This window comes from Robertkochia aurantiaca (assembly GCF_020166495.1).
In the GTDB taxonomy this organism is placed as follows: Bacteria; Bacteroidota; Bacteroidia; order Flavobacteriales; family Flavobacteriaceae; genus Robertkochia; species Robertkochia aurantiaca.
In genome coordinates, this window is the sequence record NZ_JAINZS010000003.1 from 63,422 (window position 1) to 78,860 (window position 15,439).

Consider the following 15,439-nt stretch of genomic DNA (forward strand, 5'->3'; position numbering starts at 1 on the left):
ATTTTTTTGAAAAAATATTTAGTAAGCTTTTGCGAACAGCACCCTTCCTTCTGAAGGCTTTCCGCTAAACACGCATTTACCCGCTTCTTTTTCCTGTTTCAGAGGAATACAGCGAATGGTGGCCTTGGTAAGCTCCTTGATCTTCTCTTCGGTCTCTTCCGTGCCATCCCAGTGAGCAGCAATAAAACCACCCTTGCTCTCCAGCACTTCCTGAAATTCATCGAAGCTATCCACACGAGTAATATGTTCTTCCCGATAAGCCATCGCCTTTCTGAAGATATTGTCCTGAATGTCTTCGAGCAGTTTTTCGATATGGCTCACCACAATATCTGCATTTACGGTTTCCTTTTCAAGGGTATCTCTTCGAGCCACCTCAAAGGTATTGTTTTCCATATCCCGCTGGCCTACTGCCAGACGTACAGGCACCCCTTTTAATTCGTATTCATTGAACTTCCATCCGGGCTTATAGGTATCACGATCATCGTATTTAACCGAAATGCCTTTACTTCTCAGTTCCTGAACCAGCGGATGCACTCTCTCGCTGATAGCCTGAAGCTGATCTTCCCCTTTGTAGATAGGAACAATCACCACTTGTATCGGCGCCAGTTTCGGCGGAAGCACTAATCCGTTATCATCACTATGCGTCATGATCAGTCCGCCGATAAGACGAGTAGACACTCCCCATGAAGTAGCCCACACATATTCCTGTTGCCCTTCTTTACTGGCATATTTCACATCAAATGCCTTCGCAAAATTCTGCCCAAGAAAATGCGAAGTTCCGGCCTGCAATGCCTTACCATCCTGCATTAGAGCTTCGATACAATAGGTTTCCACAGCACCGGCAAATCGCTCAGAAGGAGACTTAAGCCCTTTAATAACCGGCATTCCCATGAATCGTTCGGCAAAATCTGCATACAAATGCATGATCAGCTCTGCCTCTTCAATAGCCTCCTGCTCTGTGGCATGAGCGGTATGCCCTTCCTGCCAAAGGAATTCAGCCGTTCTCAAAAATAGTCGTGTACGCATTTCCCAACGTACCACATTGGCCCACTGATTTACTTTCACCGGCAGATCCCGGTAGCTTTGGATCCACTTCTTATAAGTGTCCCAGATAATGGTCTCAGAGGTTGGTCTGACGATCAACTCCTCCTCCAGCTTGGCATCAGGATCGACCACGATCCCCTTCCCGTCTTCATCGTTCTTCAGACGATAGTGAGTCACCACAGCACATTCTTTCGCAAACCCTTCGACATGAGCAGCTTCCCTGCTTAGATAAGACTTAGGTATAAACAAGGGGAAATAAGCATTCTCGTGACCGGTTTCCTTGAACATCCGGTCCAATTCTGCCTGCATTTTTTCCCATAGTGCATAGCCATAGGGCTTGATCACCATACACCCTCTTACACCCGAGTTATCGGCGAGGTCTGCCTTGACTACCAGCTCGTTATACCACTTAGAATAATCTTCGCTTCTTTTAGTTAATTTCTTACCCATCTACTGAAGTTTGGCACAAATCTTGTGCTAATTGAAGTTGAAAAACAGTTGGGCAAAACTAACTATTTTTGTAATGTCCAACAATTAATTTTTGATGTGATGCAGTTTAGATTCCAGCCTGAAAATATTATAAGAACCCTGGCAATACTTTTGTCGGGTGGTCTCGTTGTTTCCTGCGGAAGTTACCAGGAAGCCTCTACTCTCAATGCCGACAGCATATATGCAGACGACTTCGTGTATTACGACGACCGCTCTCCCGAACAGCAAAGACAACAATCTGCAGACACCACCTCTGTCGTGACAGATTTCGAAGGTTACTTCGATTATAAGGCACAGATGCTTGACAAGATGATCGAGCAGGCAGAGCAAAATCAGGTGTTTACAGATATCGACAGCTATAGCAGCAGCGACGTGCAAGACAGTACTGCTGTGGCCACCGACTATGCAGCCATCGATTTTCAAACCGGAAACGCTCCCTGGGGCGATGATCCGGATTATATTGATATCAACATCGTTAATACCGGCTGGGGCGCCGGATGGGGTCCGGGCTGGGGCTGGGGTCCCGCTTGGGGCTGGGGTGCCGGCTGGGGCTGGGGCGCCGGATGGGGTCCTGGTTGGGGCTGGGGTCCAGGCTGGGGCTGGGGTATCGGCTGGAACAGTTTTTACGGTCCTAACTGGGGCTGGTATGGCGGCTGGGGTTACCCGGGCTGGGCCGTAGGCTTTGGAGGCATCTGGGCTCCGGGCTGGGGATACTACCCAGGCTATGGGATACCCGGGTACTACTATAACGACCCGTTATACTGGGGTAACCGTTACCCTTATGCCAATTCCCGAAGAGGATACTACGCACGGGCTACTGCAGCTATCTCGAACAGGGATCGTATCGTAAGATCTTCTCAAAACAGCGACTATTCCAGACGTGCTGCCTATGGAAGAAAAGCTTACGGAGACAGAAATTCCAACAGAAGAACCTATAGCAGAAGTGGATATTCGAATCGCGCGGGTATCGGTGTTGACTCCAGAGGCTATCGCAGGAACTCAGGATACAGCTCTTCCAGAAGCGGTATTCAAAGCCGTTCTTACAACCGTTCTAACAGCGGATCTTATAACCGGGGAAGCGCTCCAAGCAGAGGTAACTCTTACGGACGCTCATCTTCCGGGTCAAGAGGTTCGTCTTACAGCAGGTCTTCAGGAAGCAGTCGCGGCGGGTCTTCTTACGGAAGGTCATCAGGCGGAAGCAGCCGTGGAAGCAGCGGCAGTTCCGGTCGTGGCGGTCGTGGCGGTGGCGGAAGCAGCAGACGAGGCGGAGGCCGTTAAAATCTCCTCACTATCATTGTTTTTTTAATTAACCTTAACTAACCTGACATGAGAATCGTATTGCCTTTTTTGTCCATAATAGCTACCGTAATTACCGTATCAGCTCAAACCAAATCAGATGTTCTTTCACTTGGATTGGATAATTTAGCGGGGACAGCCCGCTACCAGGGTATGAGTGGAGCATTTGGCGCTCTGGGAGGTGACCTGTCGGCATTGAACAATAACCCGGCTTCATCGGCCGTATTTAACAATACCAGTTTTGCGATCACCGGAGGAAATTACAATGTAGAGAATGACACCCGCTATGGAAACAGCGCCAACACTCTCGGCCTTGATCAATTCGAACTCAATCAGCTGGGATCGGTGATCGTTTTTCGCAATACACAAGCCAATTCGGTATGGCGCAAGGTTACCCTCGGATTTAATTATGAACTTCAGAATCATTTCGACAACCAATATCTCGTTGACGGAAACTCTTCAAATTCAATAGCTGATTATTTTACTGCCTATGCTGAAGGCTTTACCACAGACCAGATCGGAAGGCTGTCGGGTGAAAGCTATACCGACGCCTATATAAACATTGGGAGAGATCTGGGATATGATGCGCAGCAAGGCTTTCTCGGATATGAATCGTTCATCATCGATCCGGAAAGTGCCGGAAGCACCTCTTACATATCTAACGGGAGCACCATAGATGATTACAGTCACTTACAATTCGTAAGTCAGAGCGGATATGATAACAAGTTCACCGTTAACCTGGGTACTCAATACGGACAAAACCTCTATTTCGGAACTTCACTGAACTTTCACACAGTAGAACGCAGAATTTTCAAAGAATTTGAAGAAGATGGCTATACCCCCACTTCCTTTTTACAGTTCGCCGCTTTCGATAATTATCTCTACACTTACGGAACCGGATTTTCTTTTGATTTCGGTATGATAGGGAAGATAAACCAGATGCTTCGATTCGGTCTTAGTTACCGGTCCCCTACATGGTACAGACTCTATGATGAACTTGAGCAAGGGGTTTTCACGAGACTCAACACCGGTTCAGGAGCCGGTGAACAGGTGTCGATTTACCCGGCTGCTATTTTCAGGTTTCCTGATTATGAAATTCAGCTTCCTTCAAAATATACCGGAAGTCTTGCGCTGGTATTTGGCGAGGTGGGTCTGATCAGTTTTGACTATACCTACCAGGACATGTCGAACGCCGAACTTCAACCTCTGAACGATCCCTTCTTCGCCAGGGAAAACCAGGATATCAGAAATCAGTTCCAGGCGGTTTCCACCTTCAAACTCGGAGGAGAGGTGCGGTTTGAACGCATTGTCAGTCTGAGAGCAGGATATCGCTTTGAACAAAGCCCTTATAAAGACGGATTTACGGTTGGTGACCTTGAAGGGTATTCAGCAGGTATCGGACTAAATTTCGGAAGAACCCGTATCGACATGGGCTACGGTCATACCGAGAGAGAATTCAACATTCCTCTTTATGATGTAGGATTGACCGACACATCGAACATTCAGCGATCAACCAATAACCTGTTGTTCACCTTTAACTACACCCTTTTTTAATGAATTCAGCTTAGCGATTTATCGCTTCAGGGAAAAATTACTTTTTACAACCTGCGGCCTGCTTTGACTATCGGTATATTCCAGCCGGAACCAGTAATCTGAAGAAGGCAAGCTGCGACCGTTGTAGGTGCCGTCCCAGCCATTCCCACTTGCCGAGATCTGCTTGAGCAACTTTCCGAAACGGTCGAAAATAAAGATACGGGCATCGTCCAGATCTTCCAGACCTACCACATTCCACAGATCATTAATCCCATCACCATTTGGGGTGAAAAATTTAGGAAAACCGGCAACGGTCACCTCAATGGTCTCAGAACCGCATCCGCTTACATGAGTGATGGCAACGGTATTGAGCCCCACCGGAACTCCCTCGAATCTTCCTGTATCAGTTACAGGACCATCATTTAGCTGGAAAGTATACTCCTCAGGATTTGCAACATCTACCTGAACAATATTATTATCTGAAAGGTCTTCTACCGTCACATCAAGTATAGTAGGCTGGTTGGAAGGCTCAAAAGTCACCAGGGTTTCATCATATTCGGCGAAGCCTGAAGCTGTTATCGCCTCAACCCGGTATATCCCTGTGGCTGTCGCCCCATAAACAGCCTGGTTCTCTCCCGGGATCAGTACAAAATTATCTACCCCGTCTTCCGGCGTGGAATCAACATACCACCTGTAGGTTGCCGCCATTTCGTAGGCACCATCAAGCTCAAACACCTCGCCTTCGCAAAAACTCTGCCCTGCCACATCTTCCAGCAGATCCGGCACAATGGAACAATCCAGTGCCTGCTGCTCCCCGTCAACTACCGCTCCCGTGAATTCCAGGCGGAAACCCTCTGATTCAGCGGTATAGTTATTTACTAAAATAAGATACTCCTCTCCCGCTTCCACATCCATGTACGGAGTATAAGTTACCGTTTGGGTGCCGGTCTGCGGATTTACCCCAACCCCGGTCAACCCGTTATTATTGGGAGAAAAATCAATGGCAAAATTCGATATCCCGCAATTTGAAAGTGTCCCGTCTGCACCTACGGGATCCTGAAGATTATTACAATCGGGATTAGGCCCGTACACAGCAAAATCCAGATCTTCCCCTGAATTATTCGGAATGATATTGAACCCCAGCTCACCGGCAGCCACCGTTCTGAAGCGAAACCAGACGGAATTGGATTCGATACTTTGATTGATCCCCTGCAGAAGACAACCGCTTTGGGCAGCACCATTAAAATCATCGACTCCCGGCCCTGAGGTCACGCCGCTGGAGATAATATCTTTACATACCGCCACAGACATCGCACAATCAGGAGAAACAGACTGAGCCATCAACACCCCCTGAAACGATACGAAAAGTATGAAAAGCGACCGCAGGTATTTCTTCATAGGTCTTTAGCCGGGTTTATAGTTAATTTAATGCAAAAAAATTGCATCTTAGTATGAGAGTAACGCCGAAAGGTGATAAATACTTATCTTTGCAATCAATTTTTTTATGCTGCATTCTATCCGTTATAGCACCTATAGCCTATGCAATATAGATGTTAAGCATAAAAAAAAACAATTTTATGCATGAAAATAGATAAAAGACTTGAAGAGCAGTTTGAGGAGATCGGTAATGACCACGTAGGGTCTTCAGCCGAAACTCCCATGCGTAAAGATGCTTTTGATATAAGCGACGATGAAAAGATAGAGCAGATCGAGCATCAGGTTTACGGCATTATGGAAACGCTTGGCCTGGACCTCACTGATGACAGTCTCCGAGGGACCCCCCGAAGGGTCGCAAAAATGTTCGTCAAAGAAATCTTTGCAGGGCTGCACCCTGAGCGTAAACCCAAAGCATCGACCTTCAGCAACAAATACAAATACGGTGAAATGCTGGTTGAAAAGAACATCACCGTTTATTCAACCTGTGAACACCACCTGCTCCCCATCGTAGGAAGAGCTCATGTTGCGTATATCTCTAACGGAACCGTGGTGGGCCTTTCAAAAATGAATCGTATCGTTGATTACTACGCAAAACGTCCGCAAGTACAGGAAAGAATGACCATGCAGATCGTTCAGGAGCTACAGGAAGTTCTGGGCACTAAAGATGTTGCCTGCGTGGTAGATGCCAAGCATTTATGCGTCAATTCCCGTGGAATCAGAGATATCGAAAGCAGCACGGTAACCGCTGAATTCGGAGGCAAGTTCAAGGAGCCCGGCGTGAGAAGGGAATTCCTTGATTATATCAACCTCGACACCGAATTTTAAGCACTTACAAAAAGGTCTAATAAGAAAAATCCCCAATGCTTTATAAAGAACAGCAGTTAAAAATCTATAATTCCCTGAGCGGAGAAAAGGAAATTTTTACACCCATTAACGAAGGACACATCGGCATGTATGTCTGTGGCCCTACCGTTTACAGCAACGTTCACATGGGAAACTGCCGTACCTTCATTTCTTTTGACCTTGTTTTTCGCTACCTGAAACACCTTGGCTTCAAGGTGCGTTACGTTAGAAATATTACAGACGCAGGACACCTGGAGAACGATGCCGATGAAGGTGAAGACCGAATCGCCAAAAAGGCAAGACTGGAACAAATCGAACCCATGGAAGTGGTACAGAGGTATACCGTAGATTTCCATAACACCCTCGATAAATTCAACAATCTTCCACCCAGTATTGAGCCTACCGCAACCGGACATATCATCGAGCAGATCGAGATCATCAATGAGATTCTTGATAAAGGCTTCGCCTATGAGGTGAATGGTTCGGTTTATTTTGATGTACTGAAATTCAACGAATCGAATCACTACGGAAAATTAAGCGGTCGCAATATCGAAGACATGATTCACAATACCCGGGAGACGGCCGGACAATCAGACAAGAAAAATCCGCAGGATTTTGCGCTCTGGAAAAAAGCCGAACCCCAGCACATCATGAGATGGCCTTCGCCATGGAGCGACGGATTTCCGGGTTGGCACCTGGAGTGTACTGCGATGAGCACCAAATACCTCGGAGAACATTTTGACATTCACGGCGGCGGGATGGATCTGAAATTCCCTCATCACGAATGTGAGATCGCCCAGAATGAAGCAGCCAAAGGAGAATCTCCGGTTAATTACTGGATGCATGCCAATATGCTTACCCTGAATGGTAAAAAGATGGCTAAATCTACCGGCAACAACATTCTCCCTAACGAGATATTCTCAGGAAACAACGACAAACTCAGTAAGCCTTACTCCCCCTCGGTCACCCGGTTCTTTATGCTTCAGGCACACTATCGAAGCATCTTAGACTTCAGTGACGAGGCACTCTCGGCCAGTGAAAAAGGATTTAAGCGGCTGATGGAAGCTATAAAGCTGTTGAAAACCATCGATCCCGGAAAGCAAGGGGATTTCGACGTGCAGGCATGGCGGCAGGAATGCTATGACGCCATGAATGACGACTTCAACAGCCCTATTCTAATAGCCAAGCTATTCGATGCCGTGAAGCAGATCAACCTCCTGAACGAGAAAAAGGCCAGCATTTCAAAAGAGTCTCTTGAAATACTGAATGACACCATGCAATCTTTTGTGTTCGATGTACTCGGGCTTTTAGACGAAACTGAGACAGACAGGCAAGGTACCGATAAATTAGGAGGCGTTGTTGAATTACTTATCGACCTGCGTGCCGAGGCTCGTGCAAACAAAGATTTTGCGACCTCAGACAAAATAAGAGACGAGCTGGCTGCTTTAGGCATTCAACTTAAAGACGGGAAGGAAGGAACTACTTTTTCAGTTCTGTAAGATCAAACCACATGAATCTCAAAAAAATCCTTATCGCACCTTTCGTGTTCCTGGTAAGGGTTTATCAGGTGGCAATCTCCCCTCTGACCCCGGCAGCATGCAGATACTCTCCCACCTGTTCCCAATATACTGTTGAAGCCTTGAAAAAACACGGGATCATTAAGGGAGGATGGCTGGCGATCAAACGTATTGCCAGTTGTCACCCCTGGGGTGGTTCAGGCTATGATCCGGTTCCCTGACGGCTCCTGTCTACCCTCTTCACAAAACATCTTCAAAAAAACCTGTAGAATGGCTTGATTCGTTTCAGGGAACATCACGAATAATTGTCATTAGTTTTTGACCGAACCATAAGAATTCCGATGCTGCTTTCAAGCACAACTCTTTGAGAGATGATACTGAGAGTTAAAAAAAAGAAACTTGAGCCGGCAGAGGGACTCCCTTCACCCATCACTATATTTGGCAAAGGTTCAGGGCAGGCTTCTCATCCCTCTGCCACTATATAACTTACATATCGACCCCTCGGAAAAAAGAAACCGCCTGAAAATTTCATTTCAGACGGTTTTAAAACTTGAGCCGGCAGAGGGACTCGAACCCACGACCTGCTGATTACAAATCAGCTGCTCTAGCCAGCTGAGCTATGCCGGCGCTCTACTTTTCAGGCTGCAAATATAAAATGGAGCGGGAAACCGCGCAACTGATCACTAAAAAATTTACAGCGCATTTACCTTCTCCACCAGCGCGACTGCTCGTGTCTCCAGTTCCTGGCTAACCTCCCTTAGGTGCTGCTTGCGATTCTCCACATCTTTCTTGTTCACCTTTGCGATAAGCTCATCAAAAGTTTCAATCGTCTCATCTATGATCTGATCGCCCTTTTCTGAATTCTTTTTATCATTATTCACTTCCCAGAGATATACAGCTTCTATGATATCTCCCAAAACGAAATTTATGTCCTTTTTAAGGTCTCTGATACTTGCCATTTGCTTTAATTTAAGAGTGCTAAATTAAGCTAATTTTAAAGATAAACCTCTAATAATTTTGCCTGACGCGCACTGAAATTTATTTCCTTAATAACTGAAGGAACCAGCAGGGTTTCACCTTTTTGCAGAGTGGTTTGAAAGTCACCGGAACTCACTTGTGTTTTTCCGTCTACACACATATAAACAGTGAAAGAGTCCCGGTTAACCAACTGCTTGACGAAGGTTGCCGATATGTTCAGAAAATTGGTAGTGAAGTACGGAGACTCCACCATCTTGTTCGAAGTATTGTATTGCTTATGATAATCTACCTTGTGATCATCCCGCGCTGAGTAATCGATGGCCTCTTTCGCCAGTTCGGTATGAAGCTCCCGGGTGTTCCCGTCTTTATCGGTACGGTCATAATCATAAAGCCTGTAAGTGATATTGGATGTCTGCTGAATTTCTGCCAGTAGTATCCCTGCACCAATCGCGTGCACCTTCCCTGCCTTGATAAAATAAGTATCACCTTCGCTCACCTGCTCCTTATTAAGCAATGAAAGCAATTCACCTTTGTCCAGAGCTTCCTGATATTCTTCAGGATCGGTGGCCCTGTTGAATCCTACGATCAGCTCAGACCCCGGTTCGGCTTCCATGATATACCACATTTCTGTCTTACCGAAAGAATTATGTCTTTTCCTGGCCAGTTCATCATCAGGATGCAGCTGTACCGAGAGATCCTTCTGCGCATCGATGAACTTGATAAGCACAGGAAACTCATCTCCAAAACGATCATATACCGTCTTTCCCAGCAAATCTGCTCCGTATTCAGCGATCAGTTCCCTGAGAGTCTTTCCGCTCAGCTTTCCCTCGGCTACCACAGAGACGTTTCCGTCTACTCCTGACAATTCCCAGCTTTCTGCAGCGGTATCAGATTCGTATTTCTTATGTAATACTTCTTTTAACTTATTTCCTCCCCAGAGATAATCTTTTATAATGGGATTGAACTTTAATGGGTATAATTCACTCATAATCTTTCCAGAACTTTTAAGGCTTGCGTGATATGCGGACTCGACTGCATGCTGTTAAAGCGGTGTGCGAGTCGGTGATCTCTGTCGAAAACGAAGGTTTCACGACCTGGCAAAAGTCCGAATAATTGGTCTTTTATCCCAAATTTTTTCCGAAGGCTTCCGTCCTTATCTGAAAGGAGCCTGAAAGGAAGTGAGAATTTTTCCCTGAACCGCTGATGCCTGGATACACTATCACTGCTAACACCTATCACTTCTGCTCCCATTGACTGAAAATCCTGGTAGCGGTCTCTGAAGGAACAGGCTTCTTTGGTACAACCCGGGGTAAAATCTTTCGGATAGAAATAGATCACCACAGGTGATCCCTTTTTCAGGTCTGTATGAGAGAAATCAACACCTTCCTGATCGGGAAGAGCAAAATCGGGCAGAATATCACCTTTTTTCAACGCCATTATTCCCCGGTATAGGTTACGAAATTACGGGGAGTCTCGTACAGAACAACCTCGAGATCGAGGGACTCTTTTATATGAGGTCTGAGGCGTTGCCATATGACCACGGCAATATTTTCAGCAGTCGGATTGGTATTTTCAAATTCAGGCACCTCCACATTGAGGTTCTTATGATCCATATGATCTTCAACCTCGTTTCTTATTAGGTCTTTCAGCTCTTTCATATCGATCACAAAACCGGTTTCGGGATCGATGCCTCCTGTTACACTGACTACCAGTTCGTAATTATGTCCATGAAAATTGGGATTATTGCATTTTCCGAAAACCTGCTGATTTTTTTCAAAAGGCCAGTCTTCACGATACAAACGATGGGCTGCATTAAAATGGGCCTTCCTGCTTACTTTTACTTTCATTTTTTGACCGTTTGACTGATGTGAGCATAGAATTTATCGAAGATGATCTTAAACCAGGCCGTATATTTCTCGGGAGTCGTTTGCATTTCCCTCTTGATGTCTTCCAGGCTCATCCACTTCCAGTCTGCAACTTCATCGGGATTGATATCGGGGTCTCCGTTATAATGCCCTACCATCACATGATCATACTCATGTTCAGTCAGACCGTTATCAAATGGGGCTTTGTAAATGAATGAAAGCACATCTTCCAGATCTGTCTGAAACCCCATTTCTTCCATAAGTCTGCGCTTACCGGCCTGTACATTGGTTTCTCCTTCGCGTTGATGACTGCAGCAGGTATTGGTCCAAAGACCCGGGGAATGATATTTATGCAGAGCTCTTTGCTGCACCATGGTTTCTCCCTTGTCGTTAAAGACAAAAACCGAAAATGCACGGTGTAACAACGCCTTTTCGTGCGCTTCTATTTTTTCCATGAGTCCGATCTGTTCATCGTTCTCGTTAACAAGTATTACTTTTTCCTTTTTCATATGGGTAAAAATAATATTTCAGTCGGAAAATATGCTCAAGGAAATCTTAAAAGACAGAGCATGCGTCTGGAGATGAAGAAAACCGAACCAGAACAGTAATAAATACTCGGGATGGGATCTTTAAAAAAACCTGGGAGTGGTGACCCTTCTGAAGCTTCGAGACAGTTCGTATCGTAAAAAGAACTCGATCGTTCCGCTGTTGAACTGGGTTTGCCCCAGACTGGTGATCTCCCTGTCATAAGCAAGCCCAAGCCCCAGAGATTCATTGATCTGAAAAGCGAAAAGAGCCGTCACGGCAGCATCGAGTCGATACCCTAAACCAAAGGTTACCTTTTGGTCATACATGAAATTCGCGGAAATATCTACCTGCAGGGGAGCGCCACTTACGAATTTGGTTAAAACAGCCGGTTTGAACATCCAACGGTAATCGATCTCGTACACATAACCACCCATCAGGTAGTAATTCACACGTTCTTTAGCGATATAAGATGAGACATCGGTATTCCCGTTATCAGACTCCTGAAAATACTGGGTTTCCAGAATATCAGGAACTGAAAAACCTACATAAAATTTGGGGGTATGATAATAGATCCCGGCTCCGATATTCGGAGAAAAACGGTTGTCTATATTGCTTTCTTCAGTAAATTCAACATTGTCATACTGGTTGAGCTTTGTAAAATCGATATTTAGCAGACTCGCTCCGGCGTTAAGTCCGAAAGAAAGCTTCCCTTCATAGCCGGTACGAACAGTATATGATACAGCCGCATCGATGAAAGTCTCCTGGTTTACTCCGTTACCCAACTGATCGTTGATAACAGAGAGTCCGATACCCACCTTGCTGTCGCGAATCGGGGTATGAAAATTCAGGGTTTGTGATTCAGGCGCCCCGTCAAGCCCCAGCCATTGATTGCGGTACATACCGGTGAAGCTGAACATACCCCGGCTACCGGCATAGGCCGGATTAATACTGAGGGTATTATACATATACTGGGTATATTGTGCATCCTGCTGGGCGAATCCTGAAAAGGCGATTAACCCCAGAATTACTCCAAGAATTATTTGTATATGTTTTTTGCTTCTCTGCATGCTATCAATTATTGATATAGAAATATCCTGCTTTGCTTCTTCCTATTCCATTTTCTGAAAACTCTATGGTATAGTAATAGGTTCCCGAAGGAAGTTTGTTGTCTTTTCCAATGGTCATTCTTCCTTCAGAATATCCCCTGAATGCCACGTTCTGGTTATCGTAACCCTGGGCTTCAAAAACCTGAACTCCCCATCGGTTGAATATCCTGACTGTATTGTTTGGATAGTTCTCAATACCATAGATCTGTAAATGATCGTTTTGTCCGTCACCATTCGGAGTAACAAGCTGATGAACTTCCAGAATGATCTCTTGCACCACATTGGTTAATACATCGATAATAGCTGTTTCGGTATGTGTACTACCATCTGAATGCACGATGGTAACCGTGTAGGTAAAAGTATCGTTCACGGTTTCAGTACTTCCGGATGTATAGGTAATAGTTCCATCCGGGTTGAGCGTAACTGTACCATACGATGGCTCTGAGACATCGGTAACAGTTACGACCGTACCATCAGAGAAAGAATCATTTTCAAGCACATCGATCACGATATCGACTGTATTTCCTGAGGAAGGCAGTTCCACATAGTCAGGATTTGCATCCTGAACAGGCAGCACTTCCACCGTTACTATTGCCGTATCTGTAACCACCGTGCCGTCTGCATAGGTCAGGGTAATAGTGTATTCAAACTGATTCACCCCGTTAAAATCCGGTTCAGGAGTGAAAGTCAGGGTATTATCGGCATTGAGGGTGAAAATACCATTGATCGGGATAGTGATATCATCGATCACAAAGGTGGCATTATCAGGAATAAGGTCGTTGTCGAGTATGGCAATGATCACATCGGTATCTTCATCGGTAGTGATCATGTCGTCTACTGCCACATCAGATTCGTTAACGGTGATGGTGACTGTGGCCGTATCTTCTCCACCGTTTCCATCAGAAATGGTATAAGTAAAGGTATCGGTACCGCTGAACCAGTCATCAGGCGTATAGGTAATCGTTCCGTCGGCGTTAATACTGAGCGTTCCGTTCGATGGGCTCGTGGTTGCAATAACTGTAAGAACATCTCCGTCGATATCAGTATCGTTCACAAGCACGTTAATTGTCACCGGAACTGTTTCTCCGGTGTTGGCTACATCGTCATTAGCGATCGGTGCGTCATTAACCGGAGTCACATTCACGTTCACCACTGCGAAATCTGTCGTTCCATCCGCATCTATGATGGTGTAGACGAAACTATCGATTCCATTAAAGTTCGGATTCGGTATGTATTCAAAAATCCCGTCACTCACTTCGGTCACCTCTCCGTTATTTGGAGCTGTTGAAAGGATAAAGTCATCGCCATCGCCACCGTCGGGGCCGATATCATCGTTAACCCTTACATCGATTTGGTTGGCGGGCCCGGGACCACTGTCTTCCAGCACGGTAAATTCATCGTTTTCTGCCACCGGCACATCATTCACGTTATTCACTGTTACCGTAATGGTCGCCTGGTCGGTGAGTGGGGTGCCGTCTGAATTGATCACTGTCAATTCATAAGTAAAAGTATCGGTACCACTAAAGTCAGGATCAGGAGTGTAAGTAATCGTATCATCGCTTGGGTCTGAAGGGGTACCGTTGGTATTTACCGTGGCGGTTCCGTTGACAGGGTCCGTCACAGAGATCACCCCTACACCGGGGATATCACTATCATTATCCAGCATATTGATGTCCAGCGCCACATCTTCATCGGTAACGACCATATCATCAACCAGGGTGAAAGGTCCCTGCAGACAGATCACCGTAAACGATGGAAGTTTTTTAGTGTTCCCCAGCTTGGTCACATAAGGCGTATAGGTAATAATATTGCTTTGTCCGAATTGCGCGGTTACGGTAGGCCTTTCAGGGTCTCCGCTCACAGCAGGATCCCAGCTTACAGTTGCCCCCGAAGGAACGCTGCCGGAGATATCGAGGGTTACCTGGTCATCGGGATTGCCGCAATACGTCACTATGAAGTAACTTGTGGCATTCTTCCCGCAGAGAGTACCGTCGTATACAGCGAAGTATACCCCGGGCACATTCACCGGGTAGGTGGAATCGGTTCCCAGTACCGTACCCGGATCGGTCGCCTCATACCAGCGGTAATTGGACTCGTCCCTATCGCTGGGAGCTTCCAGTATGAATTGCGCCTGAAGCATTGAACCCCAGGCCAGGAAGCCAAGGGTCAACAGCAGGGTGATATGTTTGTTTAGGGTTTGCAATTCAGTTCAGGATGAAGGGGGTTATTTTACCATGAATACCACGTTGATGATCGCATTGTAATCGCGGGGAGTTGAGATCACCTCGTAATTTAATTTACCGTCGGCAGTTATACTAACATTATCGAAAACCGTGGTATCGTATTTAGTCACGTAATAATACAGTTCATTTGGGCCATAAACCGGAAGGGCAGGAGCCCCTGGACTTCTTTCTGCTGGATTACTAAACTCGTCTACATACATCTGATAAATATCAATGGGTTGAGCTGGAAATCCTAGTGTAGCAGCATTGATAGCTATGGATGGAGGATAAAAGATTCGTCCGGCTTTGGCGGTCACCTTAGTCATATCGACCAAGGCTTCCTGAAGGTTACTCTCGCCTGTTCCATCACCATCCACATCAAGAGGTACTGTCTCCGGCTCACCGTTGGCATCGGCATCAGTTCCATCGGAGATAAATATTTCGTTCGTGGTCTGGTTGTCTGTATTGTCTAAAAATGGCGTCAGATTCACCGTACCACCGTCTTCCAGGGTTAGAATGTTTCCTGCCTCAAGGGTCAGTGCCTGATTGTCTGCAGCCGCTAAGATTGTGCTGAAGTCTAC

Annotated in this window: 14 protein-coding genes, 1 tRNA gene and 1 pseudogene; 5 read left to right on the forward strand and 11 right to left on the reverse strand. The window is 46.0% G+C overall.

Going from position 1 to position 15,439, the window contains the following annotated elements; translation table 11 throughout:
• Positions 1-18: 18 nt before the first annotated feature.
• The gene (gene proS, locus K7R10_RS05625; protein ID WP_224483710.1) at positions 19-1,494 is read right to left on the reverse strand and encodes a proline--tRNA ligase; all 1,476 of its coding nucleotides are present in this window, start codon (positions 1,492-1,494) and stop codon (positions 19-21) included.
• A 99-nt stretch (positions 1,495-1,593) separates the two neighbouring features.
• Here proS and K7R10_RS05630 point away from each other — a divergent pair, with 99 nt between their 5' ends.
• Positions 1,594-2,811 (forward strand): hypothetical protein, encoded by a 1,218-nt coding sequence (locus tag K7R10_RS05630; RefSeq protein WP_224483711.1) that lies wholly within the window; start codon positions 1,594-1,596, stop codon positions 2,809-2,811.
• 48 nt (positions 2,812-2,859) lie between these two features.
• Positions 2,860-4,383 (forward strand): OmpP1/FadL family transporter, encoded by a 1,524-nt coding sequence (locus tag K7R10_RS05635; RefSeq protein WP_224483712.1) that lies wholly within the window; start codon positions 2,860-2,862, stop codon positions 4,381-4,383.
• 18 nt (positions 4,384-4,401) lie between these two features.
• Here K7R10_RS05635 and K7R10_RS05640 read toward each other — a convergent pair whose 3' ends face one another.
• Complete coding sequence (locus tag K7R10_RS05640) at positions 4,402-5,760, reverse strand: T9SS type B sorting domain-containing protein (protein ID WP_224483713.1); 1,359 nt, start codon at positions 5,758-5,760, stop codon at positions 4,402-4,404.
• 183 nt (positions 5,761-5,943) lie between these two features.
• Here K7R10_RS05640 and folE point away from each other — a divergent pair, with 183 nt between their 5' ends.
• The 3 genes from folE to yidD are packed head-to-tail and all read left to right on the forward strand — an operon-like array spanning position 5,944 to position 8,380.
• Entirely contained in the window at positions 5,944-6,624 is a 681-nt protein-coding gene (folE, locus tag K7R10_RS05645) for a GTP cyclohydrolase I FolE (protein ID WP_224483714.1), read from the forward strand.
• Positions 6,625-6,659: 35 nt separating this feature from the next.
• Positions 6,660-8,141, forward strand: coding sequence for a cysteine--tRNA ligase (gene cysS, locus K7R10_RS05650; RefSeq protein ID WP_224483715.1), 1,482 nt, complete (start codon positions 6,660-6,662; stop codon positions 8,139-8,141).
• 11 nt (positions 8,142-8,152) lie between these two features.
• The gene (gene yidD / locus K7R10_RS05655; protein ID WP_224483716.1) at positions 8,153-8,380 is read left to right on the forward strand and encodes a membrane protein insertion efficiency factor YidD; all 228 of its coding nucleotides are present in this window, start codon (positions 8,153-8,155) and stop codon (positions 8,378-8,380) included.
• A gap of 332 nt (positions 8,381-8,712) precedes the next feature.
• Here the strand turns inward: yidD and K7R10_RS05660 are convergent.
• From K7R10_RS05660 to K7R10_RS05700, 9 genes and pseudogenes are all read right to left on the reverse strand, one after another.
• Positions 8,713-8,786 (reverse strand) — tRNA-Thr (locus tag K7R10_RS05660).
• A gap of 65 nt (positions 8,787-8,851) precedes the next feature.
• On the reverse strand, positions 8,852-9,118 hold the full coding sequence (locus tag K7R10_RS05665; protein ID WP_224483717.1) for a hypothetical protein: 267 nt from the start codon (positions 9,116-9,118) through the stop codon (positions 8,852-8,854).
• Positions 9,119-9,153: 35 nt separating this feature from the next.
• Positions 9,154-10,125: a type I phosphomannose isomerase catalytic subunit gene (locus K7R10_RS05670; RefSeq protein WP_224483718.1), complete on the reverse strand. Its 972-nt coding sequence runs from the start codon at positions 10,123-10,125 to the stop codon at positions 9,154-9,156.
• Entirely contained in the window at positions 10,122-10,574 is a 453-nt protein-coding gene (locus tag K7R10_RS05675) for a peroxiredoxin (protein WP_224483719.1), read from the reverse strand. Before K7R10_RS05675 ends, K7R10_RS05670 begins: the two co-directional genes overlap by 4 nt.
• Positions 10,574-10,984 (reverse strand): 6-pyruvoyl trahydropterin synthase family protein, encoded by a 411-nt coding sequence (locus tag K7R10_RS05680; RefSeq protein ID WP_224483720.1) that lies wholly within the window; start codon positions 10,982-10,984, stop codon positions 10,574-10,576. The genes K7R10_RS05675 and K7R10_RS05680 overlap by 1 nt, the downstream gene beginning before the upstream one ends.
• Positions 10,981-11,511 carry an isopentenyl-diphosphate Delta-isomerase gene (gene idi, locus K7R10_RS05685; protein WP_224483721.1) on the reverse strand — a complete coding sequence of 177 codons (531 nt, stop codon included), beginning with the start codon at positions 11,509-11,511 and terminating at the stop codon, positions 10,981-10,983. The genes K7R10_RS05680 and idi overlap by 4 nt, the downstream gene beginning before the upstream one ends.
• A 120-nt stretch (positions 11,512-11,631) precedes the next feature.
• Positions 11,632-12,597 (reverse strand): PorP/SprF family type IX secretion system membrane protein, encoded by a 966-nt coding sequence (locus K7R10_RS05690; protein WP_224483722.1) that lies wholly within the window; start codon positions 12,595-12,597, stop codon positions 11,632-11,634.
• A gap of 4 nt (positions 12,598-12,601) precedes the next feature.
• Complete coding sequence (locus tag K7R10_RS05695) at positions 12,602-14,839, reverse strand: Ig-like domain-containing protein (protein ID WP_224483723.1); 2,238 nt, start codon at positions 14,837-14,839, stop codon at positions 12,602-12,604.
• Positions 14,840-14,860: 21 nt separating this feature from the next.
• Positions 14,861-15,439 (reverse strand): annotated as a pseudogene (locus tag K7R10_RS05700) (hypothetical protein); the annotation flags it as partial.

What these genes read in the sequence shown, in the direction of transcription:
- proS (WP_224483710.1), bottom strand. Translation starts at nt 1,494, where the DNA reads ATGGGTAAGAAATTAACTAAAAGAAGCGAAGATTATTCTAAGTGGTAT.
- K7R10_RS05630 (WP_224483711.1), top strand. Translation starts at nt 1,594, where the DNA reads ATGCAGTTTAGATTCCAGCCTGAAAATATTATAAGAACCCTGGCAATA.
- K7R10_RS05635 (WP_224483712.1), top strand. Translation starts at nt 2,860, where the DNA reads ATGAGAATCGTATTGCCTTTTTTGTCCATAATAGCTACCGTAATTACC.
- K7R10_RS05640 (WP_224483713.1), bottom strand. Translation starts at nt 5,760, where the DNA reads ATGAAGAAATACCTGCGGTCGCTTTTCATACTTTTCGTATCGTTTCAG.
- folE (WP_224483714.1), top strand. Translation starts at nt 5,944, where the DNA reads ATGAAAATAGATAAAAGACTTGAAGAGCAGTTTGAGGAGATCGGTAAT.
- cysS (WP_224483715.1), top strand. Translation starts at nt 6,660, where the DNA reads ATGCTTTATAAAGAACAGCAGTTAAAAATCTATAATTCCCTGAGCGGA.
- yidD (WP_224483716.1), top strand. Translation starts at nt 8,153, where the DNA reads ATGAATCTCAAAAAAATCCTTATCGCACCTTTCGTGTTCCTGGTAAGG.
- K7R10_RS05665 (WP_224483717.1), bottom strand. Translation starts at nt 9,118, where the DNA reads ATGGCAAGTATCAGAGACCTTAAAAAGGACATAAATTTCGTTTTGGGA.
- K7R10_RS05670 (WP_224483718.1), bottom strand. Translation starts at nt 10,125, where the DNA reads ATGAGTGAATTATACCCATTAAAGTTCAATCCCATTATAAAAGATTAT.
- K7R10_RS05675 (WP_224483719.1), bottom strand. Translation starts at nt 10,574, where the DNA reads ATGGCGTTGAAAAAAGGTGATATTCTGCCCGATTTTGCTCTTCCCGAT.
- K7R10_RS05680 (WP_224483720.1), bottom strand. Translation starts at nt 10,984, where the DNA reads ATGAAAGTAAAAGTAAGCAGGAAGGCCCATTTTAATGCAGCCCATCGT.
- idi (WP_224483721.1), bottom strand. Translation starts at nt 11,511, where the DNA reads ATGAAAAAGGAAAAAGTAATACTTGTTAACGAGAACGATGAACAGATC.
- K7R10_RS05690 (WP_224483722.1), bottom strand. Translation starts at nt 12,597, where the DNA reads ATGCAGAGAAGCAAAAAACATATACAAATAATTCTTGGAGTAATTCTG.